The organism is Pontibacter roseus DSM 17521, assembly GCF_000373265.1.
In the GTDB taxonomy this organism is placed as follows: domain Bacteria; phylum Bacteroidota; class Bacteroidia; order Cytophagales; family Hymenobacteraceae; genus Pontibacter; species Pontibacter roseus.
In genome coordinates this window covers 695,838-715,631 of sequence record NZ_KB890761.1, presented here as the reverse complement: position 1 = coordinate 715,631, position 19,794 = coordinate 695,838, and the positions used below count along the sequence as shown (strand labels likewise).

General features: G+C 53.1%; 17 protein-coding genes. 11 read left to right on the top strand and 6 right to left on the bottom strand.

Annotated elements, in window-relative coordinates; genetic code table 11:
* Positions 1-148: 148 nt before the first annotated feature.
* Complete coding sequence (locus B051_RS0103315; RefSeq protein ID WP_018476759.1) at positions 149-2,791, bottom strand: lamin tail domain-containing protein; 2,643 nt, start codon at positions 2,789-2,791, stop codon at positions 149-151.
* A gap of 401 nt (positions 2,792-3,192) precedes the next feature.
* Here B051_RS0103315 and B051_RS0103310 point away from each other — a divergent pair, with 401 nt between their 5' ends.
* The 3 genes from B051_RS0103310 (at position 3,193) to B051_RS0103300 (ending at position 5,887) form a co-directional block, all read left to right on the top strand.
* Positions 3,193-4,182: an aspartate-semialdehyde dehydrogenase gene (locus B051_RS0103310; protein ID WP_018476758.1), complete on the top strand. Its 990-nt coding sequence runs from the start codon at positions 3,193-3,195 to the stop codon at positions 4,180-4,182.
* Between the two features lie 151 nt (positions 4,183-4,333).
* Positions 4,334-5,239, top strand: a complete 906-nt coding sequence (locus B051_RS0103305) for a restriction endonuclease (protein WP_018476757.1) — start codon at positions 4,334-4,336, stop codon at positions 5,237-5,239.
* Positions 5,240-5,362: 123 nt separating this feature from the next.
* Positions 5,363-5,887 carry a GNAT family N-acetyltransferase gene (locus B051_RS0103300; protein ID WP_018476756.1) on the top strand — a complete coding sequence of 175 codons (525 nt, stop codon included), beginning with the start codon at positions 5,363-5,365 and terminating at the stop codon, positions 5,885-5,887.
* 13 nt (positions 5,888-5,900) lie between these two features.
* Here B051_RS0103300 and B051_RS0103295 read toward each other — a convergent pair whose 3' ends face one another.
* From B051_RS0103295 to B051_RS0103285, 3 genes are all read right to left on the bottom strand, one after another.
* Complete coding sequence (locus tag B051_RS0103295; protein WP_018476755.1) at positions 5,901-7,043, bottom strand: FAD-dependent monooxygenase; 1,143 nt, start codon at positions 7,041-7,043, stop codon at positions 5,901-5,903.
* Positions 7,044-7,215: 172 nt separating this feature from the next.
* A complete protein-coding gene (locus B051_RS0103290) occupies positions 7,216-8,277 on the bottom strand; it encodes a lysylphosphatidylglycerol synthase transmembrane domain-containing protein (protein ID WP_018476754.1) in 1,062 nt (353 codons plus the stop codon).
* Between the two features lie 122 nt (positions 8,278-8,399).
* Positions 8,400-9,170: a segregation and condensation protein A gene (locus tag B051_RS0103285; RefSeq protein ID WP_026236158.1), complete on the bottom strand. Its 771-nt coding sequence runs from the start codon at positions 9,168-9,170 to the stop codon at positions 8,400-8,402.
* 383 nt (positions 9,171-9,553) lie between these two features.
* Here B051_RS0103285 and dxs point away from each other — a divergent pair, with 383 nt between their 5' ends.
* From dxs to B051_RS0103270, 3 genes are all read left to right on the top strand, one after another.
* The gene (gene dxs / locus B051_RS0103280) at positions 9,554-11,470 is read left to right on the top strand and encodes a 1-deoxy-D-xylulose-5-phosphate synthase (protein WP_018476752.1); all 1,917 of its coding nucleotides are present in this window, start codon (positions 9,554-9,556) and stop codon (positions 11,468-11,470) included.
* Positions 11,471-12,212: 742 nt separating this feature from the next.
* Complete coding sequence (locus B051_RS0103275; protein WP_018476751.1) at positions 12,213-12,992, top strand: alpha/beta fold hydrolase; 780 nt, start codon at positions 12,213-12,215, stop codon at positions 12,990-12,992.
* Between the two features lie 30 nt (positions 12,993-13,022).
* Entirely contained in the window at positions 13,023-14,207 is a 1,185-nt protein-coding gene (locus B051_RS0103270) for an MFS transporter (protein WP_018476750.1), read from the top strand.
* Positions 14,208-14,286: 79 nt separating this feature from the next.
* Here the strand turns inward: B051_RS0103270 and B051_RS0103265 are convergent, their stop codons facing one another.
* The gene (locus tag B051_RS0103265) at positions 14,287-14,706 is read right to left on the bottom strand and encodes a hypothetical protein (protein ID WP_245539567.1); all 420 of its coding nucleotides are present in this window, start codon (positions 14,704-14,706) and stop codon (positions 14,287-14,289) included.
* Between the two features lie 225 nt (positions 14,707-14,931).
* Between B051_RS0103265 and B051_RS0103260 the strand changes: the two genes are divergently transcribed.
* Positions 14,932-15,246 (top strand): LysM peptidoglycan-binding domain-containing protein, encoded by a 315-nt coding sequence (locus tag B051_RS0103260; protein WP_018476748.1) that lies wholly within the window; start codon positions 14,932-14,934, stop codon positions 15,244-15,246.
* A 187-nt stretch (positions 15,247-15,433) separates the two neighbouring features.
* Here B051_RS0103260 and B051_RS0103255 read toward each other — a convergent pair whose 3' ends face one another.
* Positions 15,434-15,853, bottom strand: a complete 420-nt coding sequence (locus B051_RS0103255) for a nucleoside-diphosphate kinase (RefSeq protein WP_018476747.1) — start codon at positions 15,851-15,853, stop codon at positions 15,434-15,436.
* A 257-nt stretch (positions 15,854-16,110) separates the two neighbouring features.
* Here B051_RS0103255 and B051_RS0103250 point away from each other — a divergent pair, with 257 nt between their 5' ends.
* The 4 genes from B051_RS0103250 to B051_RS0103235 all read left to right on the top strand — a co-directional run bounded on the left by B051_RS0103250 (position 16,111) and on the right by B051_RS0103235 (position 19,767).
* Positions 16,111-17,133 carry a DHH family phosphoesterase gene (locus tag B051_RS0103250; protein WP_018476746.1) on the top strand — a complete coding sequence of 341 codons (1,023 nt, stop codon included), beginning with the start codon at positions 16,111-16,113 and terminating at the stop codon, positions 17,131-17,133.
* Positions 17,134-17,156: 23 nt separating this feature from the next.
* Positions 17,157-18,119 carry an FKBP-type peptidyl-prolyl cis-trans isomerase gene (locus tag B051_RS21895; protein ID WP_018476745.1) on the top strand — a complete coding sequence of 321 codons (963 nt, stop codon included), beginning with the start codon at positions 17,157-17,159 and terminating at the stop codon, positions 18,117-18,119.
* 25 nt (positions 18,120-18,144) lie between these two features.
* The gene (locus B051_RS0103240) at positions 18,145-18,696 is read left to right on the top strand and encodes an FKBP-type peptidyl-prolyl cis-trans isomerase (protein WP_018476744.1); all 552 of its coding nucleotides are present in this window, start codon (positions 18,145-18,147) and stop codon (positions 18,694-18,696) included.
* A gap of 252 nt (positions 18,697-18,948) precedes the next feature.
* On the top strand, positions 18,949-19,767 hold the full coding sequence (locus B051_RS0103235) for a hypothetical protein (protein ID WP_157578483.1): 819 nt from the start codon (positions 18,949-18,951) through the stop codon (positions 19,765-19,767).
* Positions 19,768-19,794 lie beyond the last annotated feature (27 nt).

Sequence of the window (19,794 nt, the reverse complement as noted above, 5' to 3'; positions counted from 1 at the left end):
GGAAGTGCAGGTATTTTTTACGGGAAGAATAGTGGTTCTCAAGGTGGGTTTGTGGATAACACAGCTTATCCACAAAAGTTACTAACATTTTTAGCCTCCATCTAACTACATTAGCAACAGTTAATGCTTCTCCGTTATGTTGACATATTTAGAGGCTGCCTCCAATCACCACCCGCTCCTTGTGCACACTTTTCTGCCCATCCAGGTCGAACAGCTCGATGTAAAGCAAGTAGTACCCGATGGCGGCTTTGGTGCCGTCATGCCTGAGCCCATCCCACCGGAAGAAGCCGTTAGCAGCAAGTAGCTCATTGCGAACCAGTTTCCGCACCTCGCGCCCCTGCGCATCGAAGATAGTGATGTTGGCGACGAAGCCGGTTTGGTCGGTACTGTAGTTGATGGTGGTGAAATCCTCGTAGCCGTCGCCGTCCGGTGAGAACACCTGGGGGTTGATTGTGAACATCCGCTGCGCGGCTATCCCTGCCTGCGACTGCGAGTTCGGATAGCCCGGCGTGGCAAAGACCGTGGTGGCCGCCGAATGGAAGTTGGCGGCAGTGGTTGGCCCCTCCAGCCGTATCCGCTCCAGCGAAAGGCCGTTCTTATCGTCTATCAGGTTGAAATGCATGCGTTCGTCGTAGTCGAACCGGTCAGCGGTGCGGCCATCGGGTTGCAGCACCACCACGGAACCAGCCGCATCCGGATAAGAGGGTAAGGATGCCATCTGCAGAAAAGTCTCCTCGCGGGCAGCAGGATAATTGGTTTTGATGTTCTCGGGGTGGGTGGTGAGCACCACGTACTGCCCCGGCTCCAGCACATGACTGCTGGATATCACCCGCCCACTGGTAACACTGTCGTTGCTGACATTGGCCAGCTGCCAGCCCTGCAGGTTGATGTACTTGTCGCTGCGGTTGACCAGCTCCACGAAATCCACGCCGCCCGGCCTGGGGTTGAACAGCACCTCGTTGATGACCACATTGCCAGGCTCGGGAGCCGAAGGCAGTGCGAAAGTAGCGGTCAGCGGTTGCTGGCTCAGGCTGCCGGCGCAGTCGCGGATGCCGGCGGCGGACAAAGTATAGCGCTGCCGTTCCTGCAGGGGCCCAGCCAGTTGCAGCGTCACCTGCTCAAACAGCGGCCCCAGCACCTGTACGCTGGCTATACCTATACCTGGACTCAGGGTATACTGCGCCGCTGCCGCCTGTGCACTGTCCAGCCGTTCGTTGAAGCGAAGCTGCAGCCGGTCAGGAGCCACGGCAGTCACATTAAGCAGCACCGGTGGCGTGTTGTCAGGTATAGAGGCGGCCACCGAATTAGCCTGGGCAGGCGTTCCACCGCGCGGGTCAGCAGAGGCAGTCCAGTTTTCGGCGCCGGCGCAGGGATTGGTGAGGTCAATCATTTCCAGGCTCCAGCCGCCATTGCGTTTGGTATTGTCGCGGTACCAGGTGTCATTGTAGTTCAGGGCGTATATCAGGCGACCATTGGGCTGCCGCAGCTGCAGCACCTCGCCGGTGTTGTTCAAACTCGGGAAGTTGCTGATGCCAATGGCGCGGCCAAATGGGGTGAACTGGCTGACCTGCGTATTGGGCACTACCACGGCATACTCGCCCGGCTGCAGCTGCACGTTGGGCAGCGTAGCCGTGGAGGTGGCGTCGGAGTAGCGGATACCCTGCAGCGTGAGCACCCGCTGCGTGGGGTTGTACAACTCGATGTACTCCACCGCCGGCAGCCCGATGGCCGGCGTTTCCCGCGCCATAATCTCTGTGATGAGCAGTTCGTTGTACCCTGGCAAAGCAGCGGGCAACTCAAAGGAGACAGTCAATTCCGTGGGTGCCTCCAGCGCATTGCCATACAGGTCGGCTATACCTGTGACAGCAATCGTGTTGGTTCCGTTTCGGAAGGGTTGGGCAAACTGCAAACGGACGGTACCGGCTTCTGTCAACTCGGCCTGAGTCGGTTTTGTATTCCCGTTCAAGGTATAGCTGGCAATGTCCTGCGCCAGCTCCTCTCCTACTGGCTCGTTGAAGCGCAGCTCCAGCGACTGCGCGCTCAGCAGCTGTGCGCTCTCTAGCACAGGTGGCTGAGTGTCGGTGATGCGGAAATCATCAAAATAGAAGTTGCGGCTGTTGGCGGAGCTATACCTGACTAGCACCCCGAAGTAGGCGGAGCGCTTGTGGGTGGCATCGGTGGCAGTGCCCTGGCTTTGGTAGTTTTCTCCCGTTCCGGTGAAGTCAACCTCCAGTTGCCATTCATAATGGGTGCTCCGGGTCACCCGCACACGCACGGTGTTGTTGGAAGTACCAACAGTCCCGTCTTCCCCGTTAATCAGGTATGCCGGGCTCTTGCCAGCATCCTTCCGAAACAGGCTCACCTCATCCGCTGTGCCGCCGATGCGCACGAAGTAGCCGTTCACATCCGCCGCCTTCAGGTCTTCTTTGTCGGCTATCAAAAAGATATCGGTGGAATTGCCGGAGGAAGTCGCCAGCCGCAGGTTCGCCCAGAACTCCCATACCGTGCCCACCACCGCCTGCGAGGGTGTGGCCAGCTGCAGCGTGGTGCCTGTCACGGCGGGGCCGTTGCTTTGGAGTTGGTTCTGCGGATTCACGGTGAAGCCGCTGGCATCGCCCGTCCAGGTGGGGTTTTGGGTGAAGTCGCCATCGGAGAAGTCTTCCTGCAGCTGCGCCGTGGCCAGGTATGGCAGGAGCAACAGCAGTCCTAACAGGGCGCTTCTGAGCGTACCGCCGCCTGTCTGTAATGTCTGGATAGTAAGTATGATAGCACGAAGTAAAGTTTGTTTCATGCGCAGAAATTGTGATGAAAACTTACGTAATTGCGCCCGCGTGAGGGATTGAGCCGGCACCCCGCAGCCCGTGAGGGCGAGGAGTACAGGCGAAAGCCCGACCTGCTCGCGCAGCGAAAGGGCACGCCCATGCCACATCTGGCCTCTGAAGCCACGGGACAAATTGCCTTTTTGTAAAAATTTAGAACTTTTACGGGAGCCCAAGAGGTTAGTTATGGGAGTCAGAAAGTCGGGCAGGTATAGCTGGAGAATCGGAGGATTACGGAACAGATAAAGGACACAAGTTGCTTCATCCGTTTTAGAAACCAGGTCTGGATAAGCGACAAGTAGCCGTTGGCAGAAACCAGCAGCCAGTCGACCTTCTGAGCAGCGAACAAATCAATTTACATACCTTAAACAAAATGAAAGTAGCAGTAGTAGGCGCCACCGGACTGGTGGGCGGCGAGATTTTGAAAGTGCTGGCGGAGCGTGACTTCCCGGTAACGGAACTGTTGTTGGTAGCTTCTGAGAAGTCTGTTGGAAAACAGATGGAGTTTAAGGGTAAACAGATAAAGGTCATCGGGATGCAGGACGCGATTGCGGCTGCCCCGCACATCGCCATTTTCTCGGCCGGCGGCAGCACCTCCACAGAGTGGGCGCCAAAGTTCGCCGAAGTAGGTACGGTGGTAGTGGATAACTCCTCGGCCTGGCGCATGGACCCTGGCAAAAAGCTGGTGGTGCCGGAAATCAACGCCAAGGAACTGACCAAAGAAGATAAAATCATCGCCAACCCGAACTGCTCGACCATCCAGATGGTGGTGGCCCTGAACAAGCTGCACGAGGAGCTGCAGGCGAAGCGCATCGTGGTGAGCACCTACCAGTCGGTGACAGGCACGGGCGTGAAGGCGGTGGAGCAGCTCATGAACGAGCGCGCCGGCAAGGACGGCGAGAAGGCCTACCCCTACCCCATCGACCTGAACGTGCTGCCGCACATCGACGTGTTCCAGGACAACGGCTACACCAAGGAGGAGATGAAGATGATTCTGGAAACCAAGAAAATCATGGGCGACGACTCCATCCGGGTAACGGCCACGGCGGTGCGTATACCCGTGATGGGTGGACACTCCGAGTCGGTGAACGTGGAGTTTGAGAAGGACTTCACGCTGGACGAGGTATACCGCATCCTGAACGAAACGGAAGGCGTGAAAGTGGTGGACGACGTGAAGAACCTACAATACCCGATGCCAAAAGACGCCCACGGCAAAGACGAGGTGCTGGTTGGCCGCATCCGCCTGGACGAAACTCAACCCCGAACGTTGAATATGTGGATTGTAGCCGACAACCTGCGCAAGGGCGCCGCCACCAATGCCGTGCAAATTGCGGAGTACCTGGTGAAGGAGGGGTTGGTGTAGAACTTCTATAACTTGATCTACTTATAAATAGAAAGGGAGCTCCTGAGGGCTCCCTTTTTTATTCCCATTGTCCATACTTCCTGAAAAAGCCGGATGATTATGAGTTACAAATAATTAAATTACGCTCTATTTATATACAGTATAAACAGACATGAGCACCTTGACAAAATCGGAATCCGAAATAAAAAAAGAAAAGCCTAAAAAGCAGGCTGAATTTATACGTTGGTTTGGTCCGTTATTAGATGCTCTTCGTGAACTAGGGTATTCTGGCAAGCCACAAGAAGTATCTAACAAAATAGCGGAAACGCTTAAACTCGATGATTCTGTTTTAGATGAAACCCTCAAATCTGGCACGAATAGATTTCATAACCAAGTAGCATGGGCTCGCCAATACCTTACTTGGGAAGGTCTTCTTGATTCTTCAGTTAGAGGAACATGGAAGCTAACCGAAAAAGGAAGAAGCACCCACTTGAATTATGAGCAAAGCCGTCAGTTATTCTTGAAGTGGGTTGAGATTAACCAAAAGGCGAGAAAAAACAAAAATAAAGCAGACGTAATCTCGGAGCAGGAAGAACAGTCACCTGAAGAAGTAGACATAAGTGCCGAGGCAAACCTACTTGAGGTTCTTCAAAACATATCACCCTCCGGATTTGAGAAGGTATGCAAAGAACTTCTCCGTGAGCATGGCTTTGAAAATGTTGAAGTCAAAGGTGGCTCACATGATGGAGGCATTGATGGACAAGGCGTATTAGAAATTAACCCCTTCGTGAGTTTCAAAGTGCTTTTCCAATGCAAAAGGTATAAAGGCTCTGTATCACGAGCACAGGTTGGCGACTTCAGAAATGCTATGATTGGCAGGGCGGAAAAGGGTATAATTATGACAACAGGTACTTTTACAACTGAAGCAATCAAGGAGGCAAACCGGGATGGGGCACCACAAATAGAGCTTGTGGATGGTCAGAAACTTATCAAGATGTTTGAAAAGGTAGAGCTCGGCCTGAAGCCTAAAGTGGTTTATGAAGTTGACCTATCTTACTTTAACAAGTTTAAAGATTAGGTGTAATCCAAAGTGCTACCCCCCTCTCCTTCAGACTTGCAATCCGCAAGTAGCAGAGGCAACAGCAACAGCGGCGAACAACTAACTTTACCTGAACAACTAGCAGCAGATTATACAACATAGATGCCTATCCACCCCATCCATACCGACAGACTAGCCCTTATCCCTTTCACCCTGGATGTCGCCCGTGCGCTTTATGCCTTCAACACCGCTATACTTACTCAGATTGGCCTGCAACCCACCCGCTTCTGGCCCGACCAAGAAAGCATGGATACGCTGCCCCGCATCATCAAGAGGCTGGAGCTGGTGCCGGAACCCACTGGTTTTGAATCGTGGATGATTGTGCTGCGGCAGAATGCCACCGTCATAGGCGATGCGGGTTTCAAAGGACCGCCCAATGCCGAAGGCGCAGTGGACATTGGCTACTCCATTATTGAGCAGGAGCAACAGAGGGGCTACGCCCTGGAGACAGCGAGAGCACTGGTGGAATGGGCGTTCCGGCAGCCCGAGGTGAAGGCCGTCACGGCAAACTGCCTGCTCGAGAATGCGCCATCTGCCCGCATACTCCAGAAGCTGGGTATGGAAGAAATCATCCGGGACGATGAAGTGATTTACTGGAAATTACTTCGCTCAGAACCCGTTCAATAACCCCACTTTACACCTAGAAATCCACCTTATACAAGTCCTCCATCTGCCGCTGCGTCACGAAGCGGGGCATGGCCCGGAAGAGGGTGTTGCGGAGGCGGCCCAGCAACGGATTCCGCCAGTGTGCCACGCGCCCCAGCATCCGCGATAGCTCTATCACTTTGGCGGTGCGGCCTTTGCGGCGCTTTTCATACTTCCGCAAGGCTTTCGCCAACACCGGCTCCTGCTGCAGGCACTGCGCCAGCACCACAGCATCCTCTATGGCCTGGCAGGCTCCCTGGCCCATGTTGGGTGTAGTGGCGTGGGCGGCATCGCCTAGCAGCACCACGCGCCCATACACAAAGCGCTTGAGCGGCTTCAGGTCGGCTATATCGTTCCAGATGAGCTGCTCCGGGGCGGTGGAGGCCAGCACCATCTCTATGGGAGAATGGACTTCTTCAAAATGGCGGGCCAGCTTCTCGGGCGTCATCCGCTTCATCTTCTCATCCCGCTGCGGCGCGTTGATGCAGGCATACCAGTAGATTTTATCTCCCTGCAGAGGGGCCATACCTACCCGGCCCTGCGGCGCCCAGGTTTCCGCCGATATCATGTCGTTGATTTTCACGCCGGGGTTGTCGATGACGGCGCGCCAGCAGGTATAGCCGGCGTAGCGCGGCACACTCTGCGGCACCAGTTGCTGGCGCACCACTGAGCTGATGCCATCGGCCGCAATGAGCAGGTCGGCAGTGGCCTGGCTGCCGTCGGTGAACATCACCTGCACCTGCTCGCCCTGCTGCTCCACATTTTCGCAGCGCTTGCCCAGCACTACCGTGTCGGGCTTCAGGTGGCTCAGCAGCACCTCATGCAAGTCGGCGCGGTGTATCACAAAGTTGTTGATGCCATACTTGTTGCTCAGGCGGCGGGTATCCATGTTGCTGATTTCGTAGCCGTGCTCGTCAAAGATAACCAGCGCGTCGAGCTGCTTGCCCCGCGCCACCACATCGTGCATCACCCCCAAGCGGTCGAGCCCCTGCATGGCGTTGGCAGCCAGGCCCACACCGGCTCCCAGCCCCTTGAATTTGGGGGCAGCCTCAAACACCGTGGTATCTATACCTGCTTTCTGCAGCGCCAGGGCCGCACACAGGCCCCCTATTCCGCCTCCTATCACTATGGCTTTCATGATGCTATACCTTTAGTTCAATCTCGGCTTATGCTCCTCCAGAGTTTTTCCTTCCGAAAGGCTATGGCCCACTATGACTACAACAAAAAAGCGGCACCAGAATCTCCCTTGTGCCGCCTCTTTCTATGCTTACAGTTTCATATCGTTCTAAAATCCAACGCCTACATGGGAGCTATACCGTCACCTCATCTTCTACCTCCTGCCGTCCGAACACCTTGGCAATCCAGCGGGGCAGGAAGATGGAGCCCAGCACCAGGTAGGGATAATAAGTAATCAGGCGGAAGAGCACCACCACGATGTTGCTGAAGCGACCCAGAAACAAGCCGAAGAAACTCGGGAAAGCCATCTCCACTATACCTGCGCCGCCTGGCGTGATAGCCACCAGCATCACAATCCAGAAAATGAGGTTGCGGGAAACGATGAGCAGGTGCTCGCCCAGCGTCACGTCCGTGAAGGCGGCAATCAGGCAGTTGAGCAGGAAATAGCGGGCGCTCCACACAAAGATGGTGGACAGGATGGCCCGGGCCCAATAATTGAAATCCTTGCCGCGGAGCTGCTGCGATGCCCACACAATCTCATTGCCATGCTGGAACGCATCCAGGCGCCACTTGCGCAGCAGCTTCCAGGAGGTCAACTTCAGCATAATCCATTTGAAGGCACGGGGCCGCACAAACAAAGCATAAATCATGATGAAGGTATAGACGGCGATGAGCGAGTAGCTGATGTAGAAAGCCATTTTCAGGGCAGAGGCATCGGAGGAGGAGAGCCCGAAGTCCGGGAAGACTTCGCCTTGGGTGGCCAGCAGCGCGATGGGAGCCGCCACAATAAAGAACATGTTGTCGAGCACGGCCGTGAGCATCACGTAGGCCAACGACTTACCCAGGGGTATGCCTTCTTTGTTCAGGATGATGGTTGCGACGGTGGTGCCTCCTACCACCGAAGGCGTTACGGCAGAGGCGAATTCCCAGAGCATAATGACGTCCAGGCTGTTGCGCCAGGTCAGAAACTTGTCGGTGAGGTGGCGGATGCGGTACATGTAGCCGAAGTCGCGGATAACGAGTACCAACAGCGCGGCGGCCAGCCACCACCAGTTCGCCTCGACTATACCTTTTAAATCGCTGAGCTTGTCGTCTTTGATGAACAGCCATGCAGTCGCCCCCAAGCCCAGTAACACCGGAATCAGAATCTTGACAGGACTAAAGCTCTTCAGTATGGTCTTCTTGTTTTGGTCCATGCAGACTATTTAAACTAGCTCCTCGGCGGATGCTCCTTCGTGCTGTTGCACAAAACTACTTAACTATTCGGCAACTTCGGGAAAACAGTTAGGCTTTTTGACAATTTTAGAGGGTTAAGTGCCTACTCCAGAATCAGCTGCGTGACCTGCGCAGCCTGCCCTTCGGCCACCGTGATGGTGAAATCGTTAAAGCCTTCGCCCACTTCTATCCCTATCAGGTTGAGCTGCAGCATGTCCAGAATGGCCAGGAAGTTGAATATCATGCCAATCTTGTCGGGGAAGGCGGAGATGATGTCGGAGAAGGCCACCTGATTCCGCTCCTGTATGATGCGCAGGATGTAGTCACGCTGGTCCTCAATGGTATACGGATAGGTATAGACGGTGTGCTTGGGCCGGCTCTGCTCCTCCTCGTAGCGGTGCATCACCTTGTCGAACACGCGCATGAGCTTGTAGAGGCTCAAATCCTGCAGCTCAAACTCAAAGTGGTTGGCGTTGGCAATCTGCTGCAGCTCCTCGTTGATGTTGCCACGGTTCTCCTGCGCCAGCCGTGTATCCTCCATCTGCCCCAGGTCGCCGAGCACGCCCTTGTACTTCTTGTACTCCAGCAGGTGCTGCACCAGCTCCTGCCGCGGGTCTATCTCGTTGCCCTGCTCGTCCTTCTCGGTGCGGGGCAGCAGCATTTTGGCCTTGATGCGCATGAGCGTGGCGGCCGTCAGGATGAAGTCGCTGGCCACCTCTATGTTCAGGCTCTCCAGCTCGCGCAGGTAGCCCATGAACTCATTCGTAATCTGGAAAATGGGAATGTCGTGGATGTCCAGCTCATCACGCTCTATAAAGAAGAGCAACAGGTCGAACGGCCCCTCAAACAACGGTAATTTTATTTCGAAACTCACTTCTCTGGCCTTAGGTTAATGCGCTTGGCGCTACACGTTTACAAAAATACAGATTTATTCGGATGAAATAGAAGCCCTGTCGCTCAGGTTACAGGACGGTAAGGCCTTTGAATCCGAACAAAATAAACTCACAGCTGTATAAGTTTAGCATTATCAAGAGGAGACCTTCCGCTTAAGTTCCGTGCAATGCAATTTGCACTGATTCCTAACGACTTACAAAACAAGGTATCCTGCTCCCCGTTGGTTGCAATGGCAGGTTTAGAGAGAGAAAGGCAGCTTGTGTTCTGAAATTTATTACCTTTACGTTTTGTCCGGCGGGCTGTATTTTGCGCTTTGCAAACTTTCGCCGGAAAAATTTGTTGGAAGTCTATAAAGACATTTCTATGATCATCAAACCCGGAGAGCTGCTTGCCTCCATTGACACGCCTGCCGACCTGAGAGCACTGAAGGAGGAGCAACTGCTGCAGGTATGCCAGGAGCTCAGGCAATACATCATCGATGTGGTATCCATCCACGGCGGTCACTTTGGGGCCAGCCTGGGTGTGGTAGAACTGACTACCGCGCTGCATTATGTGTTCAACACACCGTATGACCAGCTGGTATGGGATGTAGGCCACCAGGCTTACGGACACAAGATACTGACCGGCCGGCGCGACAATTTCCATACCAACCGCAAGTATGGCGGCCTCTCCGGCTTCCCGAAACGCAAAGAAAGCAAGTACGATACCTTCGGCGTAGGCCACTCCAGCACCTCCATCTCGGCGGCCCTGGGTATGGCTGTTGCCTCCCAGTACAAGAATGAGGCGGACCGCCAACATATCGCGGTGATTGGTGACGGCGCCCTGACGGGCGGCATGGCCTTTGAGGCACTGAACCACGCCGGGGCCACCAACGCCAACCTGCTGGTGGTGCTCAACGACAATTGCATGAGCATCGACCCGAATGTGGGCGCTCTCAAAGAATACCTGACCGACATCACCACCTCCCGCACCTATAATAAGCTGCGCGATGAGTTGTGGAACGTGTTAGGCAAAATAAGCAAGTTTGGACCGAATGCCCAGCACATTGCCTCCAAGATAGAGAGCGGTATCAAGTCCACCCTTTCCAAGCAGAGCAATTTGTTTGAAGGCCTGAACTTCCGCTACTTCGGCCCGATTGACGGACACGACATCCACCACCTAGTATCAGTGATGGAGGACCTCAAGCATATACCTGGACCGAAAATCCTGCACGTACTCACCACCAAGGGCAAAGGCTTTGCCCTTGCTGAAAAAGACCAGACAAAGTGGCACGCGCCGGGTCTGTTCGATAAAATCACGGGCGAAATCTACAAGACGCACCACGAGAAACCGCAGCCTCCGAAATACCAGGATGTGTTCGGCCATACCATTGTGGAGCTGGCCGAGCAGAACGAGAAAATCATGGGTGTGACGCCTGCCATGCCTTCGGGCTGCTCGCTCAACATCATGATGAAAGCCATGCCAGACCGCGCCTTTGACGTAGGTATAGCCGAGCAGCATGCGGTGACTTTCTCCGCTGGCCTGGCCACGCAGGGCATGGTTCCTTTCTGCAACATCTACAGCACGTTCATGCAGCGCGGCTATGATCAGGTGGTGCACGATGTGTGCCTTCAGAACCTGCACGTGGTGTTCTGCCTTGACAGAGCCGGTTTTGCCGGTGCCGATGGCCCAACGCACCATGGCGCTTATGACATCGCTTACATGCGCTGCATCCCGAACATGGTGGTAGCCGCCCCCATGAACGAGCAGGAGCTCCGCAACATGATGTATACCGCCTCCCAGGAAGGCGCAGGTCCGTTTACCATCCGCTACCCGCGTGGCGAAGGCGTTATGCCGAACTGGCGCACCCCGCTGGAGCTGCAGCCGATTGGCAAAGGCCGCACCATTCAGGAGGGCGAAGAAGTGGCTATTCTGACTTTCGGCCACATCGGCAACTATGCTGTGGACGTGTGTCAGAAGCTGAGCTACGACGGCATCAACCCGGGCCACTATGATATGCGCTATTGCAAGCCGCTAGATGAGGAGCTGCTGCACCACGTTTTCCAGAAGTACCACAAAGTGATTACCGTGGAAGATGGCTGTCTGCAGGGCGGTTTCGGAAGCGCGGTGCTGGAGTTCATGGTCGACAACGGCTATACCTGCCAAGTGAAACGCCTCGGCATGCCGGACCAAATCTTCGAGCATGGTTCACAACTGGAACTCCACCGCGACGCTGGTTATGACCCAGCTGCCATCGAGAAAACTGTCAGAGAGATGGTCGGTGTGTCGGTGAAGGTTTAGTTCTCCACAAGGTTCTACAAAGCCTCACGGTTTCTTCGGAAGCTGTGAGGCTTTTTGCTTGCAGGGTCAGTAGTTTCTGGTCCAATCACGCCTGTCCCTCCAAAGCCAGGATTCCTCGCTCGCATCCTATTAACCGTTACTGTCATTCTGACGAAAGGAGGAATCTCACGCCCTACTGGCCGCACATCCAGCGCCAGCGCAGATGCGGCCAGTAGGGCGGCGATGGGGGTACAATATAAAATGCCAGGTGCAGACCACCCGGCATGTCTCACCGCCGGTTCCCGCTGCGCTTGACCGGCGGCAGGCAGGGTAACAGATTCCTCCTTTCGTCGGAATGACAGAACGTGTATGGGAATGATGGGAAAGGGTACAAGAACCGCAGGCGCTAGAACAGTTATGGCAGGTATAGCAAGACATACTTACAGCCGCGGCGACAGGGCAGCGGTATCGGCCAGGTGCACTTTATGGCGCTCCACTGTCCGAGCGGTCAGCGAGTTTGGAGCGTCTTGACCTTTTTGCTTACTTTTTGTGTCAAGACAAAAAGTGAGGTCCGCCCGGCCAGGGCATGCTATGGAACTACTCAGCGGGCATAGAGTAAAGGGGGAAGCCACGAAGCAAAGTGCAGCAACATCTGTAAAATCAATAACTCAAAAAGGCGCAATCCCAGCAAAGCTTACTAGAGTAGCAAACCCCGATACTGACATTTCCTTATCTTTACGAACCATCACCACAACCTAAAATTATGGCAAACCTCACTACCCATACCGACGCCGGCTCCGGGGACACGCTGGTCTTCCTGCACGGCTTCTGCGAAAGCACAGAGGTATGGACTGACTTCATCAAGCCACTGCAGCAGAAGTTCAGGACCATTGCGCTGGACCTGCCCGGCTTCGGTAATAACACCTCTGGCGTCAGCGACTACAGCATGGAAGGCATGGCCGACTATGTGCAACAGCAGTTGGAGCAGCTTGGTGTAAAAAAATGCATCTTAATAGGGCATTCCATGGGGGGATATGTGGGCATGGCCTTCGCGGAGAAGTACAGCAGTCTGCTCAGTGGCCTCTGCCTCTTCCACTCCTCTGCCCTTCCCGACACCGAAGAAAAGAAAGACAACCGCAACAAGACCATCGAGTTTGTGGAGAAGCACGGGGTGGAGAAGTTCATGCAGTCATTTATAGAACCGCTTTTCTACAGCGAGAACCGTGACCGGCTGCAGGAAGAAATTGCGCTGATGAAAAAGATAGGAATGGCCACCCCCCAAAAGAGTGTGACAAAAGGCTTGGCTGCCATGCGCGACAGACCAGACAGAACACAGGTATTGGAGACGGCGAAGTTCCCGGTGCTCTTCATCTTCGGCAAAGAGGACGGTGCCGTGCCCCTGGACAAGGCGCTCGAACAGTGTCACCTACCCAACAACAGCATGGTCTATTTCCTGGGTCAGACGGGGCACATGGGCATGTTTGAGCGGATGTACGAAACACGCAAGGCGCTGGAGAAATTCGCAGAGACGATTTACGGCTAAGGTATAAAGAAACCCAGCATACCTGCGCCTATGACCCAACCCACCATAGCCCATCCGCCGCTCCGCGTCTTGCCGATTCTGGTGTTCTCGCAGTTTGCGGGAACCTCGCTTTGGTTTGCGGGGAACGCGGTACTGCCAGAGCTCCGGCAGTCGTTGCAATTGCAGGAGGGTGCGCTGGCGCTGCTGACATCGTCGGTGCAGTTGGGTTTCATCACAGGCACTTTGGTGTTCGCTTTTCTGTCGCTGACGGACAGACTTTCGCCCCGACTGCTGTTCATGCTATGTGCCTTACTGGGTGCCGGAGCCAACGCGCTTGTGCTGCTGGTGGCCGATAGCCTGGCGGCTGTGCTGACGCTCCGTGCGCTGACTGGTTTTCTGCTGGCAGGCATCTATCCGGTGGGCATGAAAATAGCGGCTAGTTGGTACAGCACACGGCTTGGCAAAGCCATTGGCTACCTGGTAGGGGCTTTAGTGTTGGGCACAGCTTTTCCACACCTGCTTCGCGGACTGGGTGCTTCGCTGCCCTGGCAACAGGTGTTGCTGGCTGTGAGTCTGCTGGCGGCGCTGGGCGGCGTGCTGCTATACCTGCTGGTGCCTGATGGTCCGTTCATGAGCCGGGGTGCCACTTTCAGAGTAGGCAATATGTGGCAGGCTTTCCGGAACAAGGACTTCCAGGCCGCTGCCTTGGGGTACTTCGGTCATATGTGGGAGCTGTATACCTTATGGGCCTTCACCCCGCTTATCCTGGCCACGGCTGCCCCTGACCTCCCGGCAGAACAGGTTTCGCTCTATGCGTTTGCGGTGATAGCGGCAGGTGCGGTGGGCTGTATAGGGGGTGGCTACCTGTCGCAGGTATGGGGGAGCGCCCGCGTGGCGTTTCTACAACTCCTGCTTTCCGGGTTGTGCTGCATCCTTTCCCTGTTGGTCTTTCAGGCGGATGCGCCGCTGCTGTTGGTTGCCTTTCTGCTGTTCTGGGGTATGGTAGCGGCCGGTGACTCACCCCAGTTCTCGGCGCTGACGGCCAAAACAGCGCCTGCTCACTTGGTAGGCACCGCGCTCACGGTCGTAGTATCCATTGGCTTCGCCATCACGGTAGTCAGCATACAAATAACTGGTTTCCTGCTCCCGCTGCTGCCGATGCCCTATGTGTTTGCGCTGCTTTTCATAGGTCCGGCACTGGGCTTGCTTTCGCTCCGCAGGCTGGTGAAGGTATAGCCGAGCAGCTGCCATACCTGAAAGCAAAAAGAGCCGGCCACTTGGCCAGCTCTTTTTGCTTATTTGTTCTTTCTTGCGATTACTCAGCCTTCAGCTCCATCTTAGAGCCATCACCGGCTACCAAGGTCATTTCTTTCTCTGTGAGTTTTTCTACCTGGAAGACTTCGGCATTAGCCTGGTCTTGGAAAGTGAGCGAAAGGCGCTTGCCGGCCTGGTCGTAGGCCCAGGTGCCAGTCTGCAGAGAACCTCCACCGCCCATGGCAAAGCGGCCATCGGAGTAGAACTGCATTGTTTCGTCCTCCTCAGCGTCTGTCAGTTTGTCTTTCTCACCGGTGGCAGTGGTTTCCTTTTCAGCTTTCCAGGTTTTGCTGCTGCCACCTGAAAGCATGGTTTCGGTGCCTGCCTTTTCTTCGCCGCCGCAGCTGGCCATTACCACCATCAGCAGCATAGCCATCACAAAGGTCCAGGAGGCCTTCATGTTCTTGAAATTCAAATCCATTTTATTCATAGTTTTAGTTTGACATCGTAATGCCCCATTGCCAGAAGTTGTACACTGGGTGTGAATGATTACGGGTAAAGCAAAACTAAAGTTGAAATTGGATGCCGCCTTTGCCTTGCCGTAGGCTGAATCACAACTAACTGCATCCATCGGCGTATCTACTTAAGCAACAGGCAATTTTACCGCCAGCCTGAAAAACAGAAGTTTGACTAAAATACAAGAGATATGGGATTGCGTGATTTTTTCAAGAAGGGGCAGGAGGAGCCGGCAAAAGGCTCTCAGCACCAAGTAAACAAGACTCCGGGCCAGTCTGCCGACCACTCATTCTTCACCAACAAGGACGAGAAACAGGTAACAGACCCTAATGCTAACCAGGATGTGTATACTGTGCAAAGTGGCGATTCGCTATCGAAGATAGCCAAGAAGCACTACGGGGATGCCAACGCTTGGAAGAAGATTTATGAAGCGAACAAGCAGACCATCGGCGAAAACCCAGACCTCATCCGTCCGGGCCAGCGGTTTGTGATTCCGAGAACCTAAAAGATAATAGACCCAAAACAGCAACGGCAGACCTCTTTCGAGGTCTGCCGTTGCTGTTTTGGTACGCCAATGTGACCAATAGAAAGTATAGCGGGCTTACCCTCCACCCAAAGTAGCGCCATGAAAAAAGCCCACCAGACATAACCGTCCGGCGGGCTTTTTCAATCAATAAGTACGCTTTGGCAGCTTAGAAACGCTCGTCAGCCGAGAAGAAGAAGTCGCCTTCGATTTGCGCGTTCTCGTCAGAGTCAGAACCGTGCACGGCGTTTGCCTCGATGGACTTGGCGTATACCTTACGGATGGTGCCTTCCTCAGCCTGGGCTGGGTTAGTCGCGCCAATCAGCTTGCGGAAATCCTCTACTGCGTTGTTCTTCTCCAGAATCATGGCTACGATAGGGCCAGACGACATATAGCTTACCAGGTCGCCGTAGAAAGGACGCTCCTTGTGCACCTCGTAGAACTTGCCGGCACGCTCCTCCGTCAGTCTTGTCTTCTTCATCGCCACGATGCGGAAGCCACCCTCCTCTATCATTTTGGTGATGCCGCCGATGTTGTTGTCTGCTACCGCATCCGGTTTAATCATGGTAAATGTGATGTTTCCAGCCATGTCTATTCAGTTATAGTTGTATGTTTCGTTTTGAAGGTGCAAAATTAGCGCATTTAGCTTAATTATAGCAGCACTTGGCCCATAGTTTCTTCATTAATTTATAAAACCGCCCCAGACTCCGCCATACCTGGGCCGTGCACAACCACAGCCATACCTGCACAGGACGCTCTAATTCTGCCATTTTATTGCTTTAGAAGTTATTTCTTCAGAAATTCGCGCCTTATATCCCTATCAATCAGCGGATTTATACAAGCAGTATGTACGACATCAATGCTCTCAAAGAGCTACTGAGAGAACCTAAAGAGGTGATGATCACCACGCATCACAAACCAGACGCCGATGCCCTCGGCTCGTCGCTGGGTCTGGCGGGTTATCTTAAAAAGCTGGGCCACCGCGTTACCGTCATCACCCCATCCGACTACCCCAGCTTCTTGGCCTGGATGGAGGGCAACGAAGAGGTGCTGGTCTATTCTGAAAAGAACGACGCCCTCGTGCGCCGCATCGTAGGGGAGTCGCAGGTGATTTTCTGTCTTGATTTTTCCAGCCTGTCCCGCATCAACGAGATGGGCGACTACATCCGCGAAGCAAAGGGCACCAAAGTGCTCATCGACCACCACCTGCAGCCAGAGGCCTTCGCTGACCTGAACTTCTCAAACCCCCAGGCGGCCGCCACGGCAGAGCTCGTGTATGATATCATCAAGGCCATGGGCGATGGCGACAAGATTGACACAGGTATAGGCGAGTGCCTTTATGCGGGCATTATGACCGACACCGGCTCTTTCCGCCACCCAAGCACCTCCAAAAACGTGCACCTGATTATTGCGGACCTGCTCCACATTGGGGTGAACACGTCCAACATACACCGCCTCATTTACGACAGCTCCTCGGAACTGCGCCTGCGCTTTCTGGGTTTTGCCTTGAAGGACAGGCTGGTGGTGCGCCACGAGTACCGGACAGCCTACATCGCCATCTCAGCAGAGGATTTGAAGGCCTACGACTCCAAAACTGGTGACACGGAAGGACTCGTGAACTTTGCGCTATCCATTGAAGGCATCGTGTTTGCAGCCGTTATCATTGACCGCTCCCAAGCGGTGAAGATGTCATTCCGGTCTGTGGGCGATTTCTCTGTAAATGACTTCGCGCGAGCGCACTTCAACGGAGGCGGCCATCGCAATGCGGCGGGCGGCATGTCAATTGACACGCTGGAGAACACCGTGGCCAAGTTTGAGAGCCTACTGCCCCAATACAAAGACTCACTGAATGCCTCCATTAAGAAATAAAAGACTTTATCAACCAATAATCCATGCTATCTAAAACCAAATTTTTGCTGCCGGTACTGGCAGGAGCCCTGGCCTTACAATCGTGTAACAAAGGCAACAACGACGAATTTTATACTACGGCTGATGGCCTTTCCTATAAAATCTACGAACAGAACGACAAAGGCGAGTACGAGAACAGAGGCGAGGTTAGCGCCACAGACACAAGCGGCGCCCGCCTGGACCAGGTGGTGACCATGCACATGTCCTACCGCACCGCCGAGGACTCTGTGCTGTTCGACTCCCGTGAGCAGAAGCAGCCTATCATGATTCCAGTGATGGAGCCTACCTTCAAAGGCAGCCTCGAGGACGCCCTGACCATGCTGCGCGCAGGCGACAGCGGCGTGTTCAAAATCAACGCGGACTCTTTGTTCTCCAAGACGTTCAACCAGCCACGCCCTCCGTTCATCAAAGAAGGCTCGCACCTGACGTTCTACCTCAAAGCTGAGAAAATCCAGTCGAAGGAGGCCGCCATCGCCGACCAGCAGAAGATGTTTGAAGAGCAGATGGTAGCGCAGCAGGCCCGTTCCGCTGAGCAGATGAAGGTGGACGATGCCAAAATTCAGGAGTACATCAAAGCCAACAACCTGAAGAACGTACAGAAGACCGACGCAGGTGTGTATTACGTAGTAACAGAGGCAGGCAAAGGCCCTAAAGCAAAAGCCGGCGACAATGTATCGGTACACTACAAGCTGTCTTTCCTGGATGGCAAGCAACTGGAGTCGTCTTACGACAACCCGATGAACGGCGGCCAACCATTCACTTTCCCGCTTGGCCAGGGCCAGGTGATTCCGGGCTGGGATGATGGCATCGCACAACTGAACGAAGGCAGCAAGGCCATCCTGCTTGTACCTTCTCCGCTGGCTTACGGCGAGCAAGCGCGTGGCGAGCAGATGCCGGCCAACTCTATCCTGCGTTTCGACGTGGAGCTTGTAGACATCAAAAACTAATACCGCATAACCTATTTCGATTCCCATGAACCTGATTAGCAAAACCCAGCACCTGCCCGGCCTGTTAGCGAAGGCGATGTTCTTCTTCGCCATCCTGGCTTCTTTGTCAGCCTGCAAGGAGCAGGAGTTCGAAAACCCGTACTACCAGACGCCGGAGCAGATGGAAGAGCAGAAGCGGACGGATGAGAAAGTGATACGGAAGTACTTCCGGGACAACAACGTGGACACCACGGCGGTGCAAAGGACCAACAGCGGCCTGTACCACCTGACCACCACGCCCGGGCAAGGTGACCTTATAAAGGTGGGCCAGCAGGTCACGGTGCATTACATCGGTAAGTTTGTGAACAAGGTTACCTTTGACAACTCCTATTCCAGAGCTAACCCTATTGTGTTCAAAGTAGGAGCAATTCCATTAGAGGTAATTCAAGGATGGGATGAAGGGATGCAGTTGATGCGTGCAGGGGAGGAGGCCTTCCTGTTTATACCTTCTTACTTGGCCTATGGGTACTACGGAAAGGGCTCTATACCTCCGAACTCCGTGCTTATATTTGAAATCAAGGTGCTGAGTGCTAAATAGGCATTACAGGTTCTAGAGCAAACAGGAAGGGGGATGTCAGTGACATCCCCCTTCCTGTTTCACTTTTTTAGCAATCATTAAGTTAAATTAATTATATTTTTATTAAAGCTAGCAAGTGTAGCTAATTCTTGAACATTTCAAACTGCACATTTCTTCATAAGAAGCTTTTACATCTTCTTTCATTAAAAAAAATGTTATATAATGTTTTTTGAATATATTACGGACAACTTAAACCAATTCAAATTAAAAAGCATGAAAACTATTTACAAAAAAATCGCACTTTTCTTATTATTTACTCCCTTGCTTTCTTGTGGTGATGGTGATGAAGTAAATCCTGAAGCCAACACTTTAGATTTACAAAAATCTAGTATCTCTAGTAATACGAAAGGCATTATTGAAAAAAATTACTACTACAAAGGCAAGTTTTCTATCCTTAAATCGAAAATTAAAAATGGAGTGCCTGAATTTGTAGAAGGAACCGCTACAAAGGATATAGAAGCCGCATTCAATATTCCTACACTTGTCACTTACGTAGATATAAGTGACACATCTACGGTTTATCTATTTGATAGCTATACCGAATATGATAAAACGATTAACAAGAGAAACCTAAAAATGAATTCGGACGGTAGCTTGAGTTATACTTCTGTTTCTAACATGTATACTACGCCACCAGCACCAACCCCTCCTTTGATTGCATATAGACATGCTATGGTTTTTGCTAATAGTAATTATGATTTGAACGGTCCTTATTTAAAATTTTATTATGTACAGCACCCTACCTATCTAAACAATATAGAATATCCAGAACTTATATCAATTAATAATACCAATTTCAATGATGCTATATCTTCGCTTCATGTAGATAATAAATGTGATGAATGTGCGGATGGAACTAACTATATCAGAATACAGCTGTATGAACATTCCTATTATGGTGGCAAACAGTTTATTTTAACTGGTTATCCTGGATGGTCAGGAGGAAATACTAATCTAGCTGATTACAAAATAAGCACGTTTAGTTCGTGGAGAGATAAAGCTTCTTCTATGAAGGTAACACACGGTTATTAATTAAATAAACCAGGAAGGGCGATGTAA

Bases quoted from the DNA above. Each gene is read 5' to 3' on its own strand.
- B051_RS0103315 (WP_018476759.1), bottom strand. From the start codon at position 2,791: ATGAAACAAACTTTACTTCGTGCTATCATACTTACTATCCAGACATTA.
- B051_RS0103310 (WP_018476758.1), top strand. From the start codon at position 3,193: ATGAAAGTAGCAGTAGTAGGCGCCACCGGACTGGTGGGCGGCGAGATT.
- B051_RS0103305 (WP_018476757.1), top strand. From the start codon at position 4,334: ATGAGCACCTTGACAAAATCGGAATCCGAAATAAAAAAAGAAAAGCCT.
- B051_RS0103300 (WP_018476756.1), top strand. From the start codon at position 5,363: ATGCCTATCCACCCCATCCATACCGACAGACTAGCCCTTATCCCTTTC.
- B051_RS0103295 (WP_018476755.1), bottom strand. From the start codon at position 7,043: ATGAAAGCCATAGTGATAGGAGGCGGAATAGGGGGCCTGTGTGCGGCC.
- B051_RS0103290 (WP_018476754.1), bottom strand. From the start codon at position 8,277: ATGGACCAAAACAAGAAGACCATACTGAAGAGCTTTAGTCCTGTCAAG.
- dxs (WP_018476752.1), top strand. From the start codon at position 9,554: ATGATCATCAAACCCGGAGAGCTGCTTGCCTCCATTGACACGCCTGCC.
- B051_RS0103275 (WP_018476751.1), top strand. From the start codon at position 12,213: ATGGCAAACCTCACTACCCATACCGACGCCGGCTCCGGGGACACGCTG.
- B051_RS0103270 (WP_018476750.1), top strand. From the start codon at position 13,023: ATGACCCAACCCACCATAGCCCATCCGCCGCTCCGCGTCTTGCCGATT.
- B051_RS0103265 (WP_245539567.1), bottom strand. From the start codon at position 14,706: ATGGATTTGAATTTCAAGAACATGAAGGCCTCCTGGACCTTTGTGATG.
- B051_RS0103260 (WP_018476748.1), top strand. From the start codon at position 14,932: ATGGGATTGCGTGATTTTTTCAAGAAGGGGCAGGAGGAGCCGGCAAAA.
- B051_RS0103255 (WP_018476747.1), bottom strand. From the start codon at position 15,853: ATGGCTGGAAACATCACATTTACCATGATTAAACCGGATGCGGTAGCA.
- B051_RS0103250 (WP_018476746.1), top strand. From the start codon at position 16,111: ATGTACGACATCAATGCTCTCAAAGAGCTACTGAGAGAACCTAAAGAG.
- B051_RS21895 (WP_018476745.1), top strand. From the start codon at position 17,157: ATGCTATCTAAAACCAAATTTTTGCTGCCGGTACTGGCAGGAGCCCTG.
- B051_RS0103240 (WP_018476744.1), top strand. From the start codon at position 18,145: ATGAACCTGATTAGCAAAACCCAGCACCTGCCCGGCCTGTTAGCGAAG.
- B051_RS0103235 (WP_157578483.1), top strand. From the start codon at position 18,949: ATGAAAACTATTTACAAAAAAATCGCACTTTTCTTATTATTTACTCCC.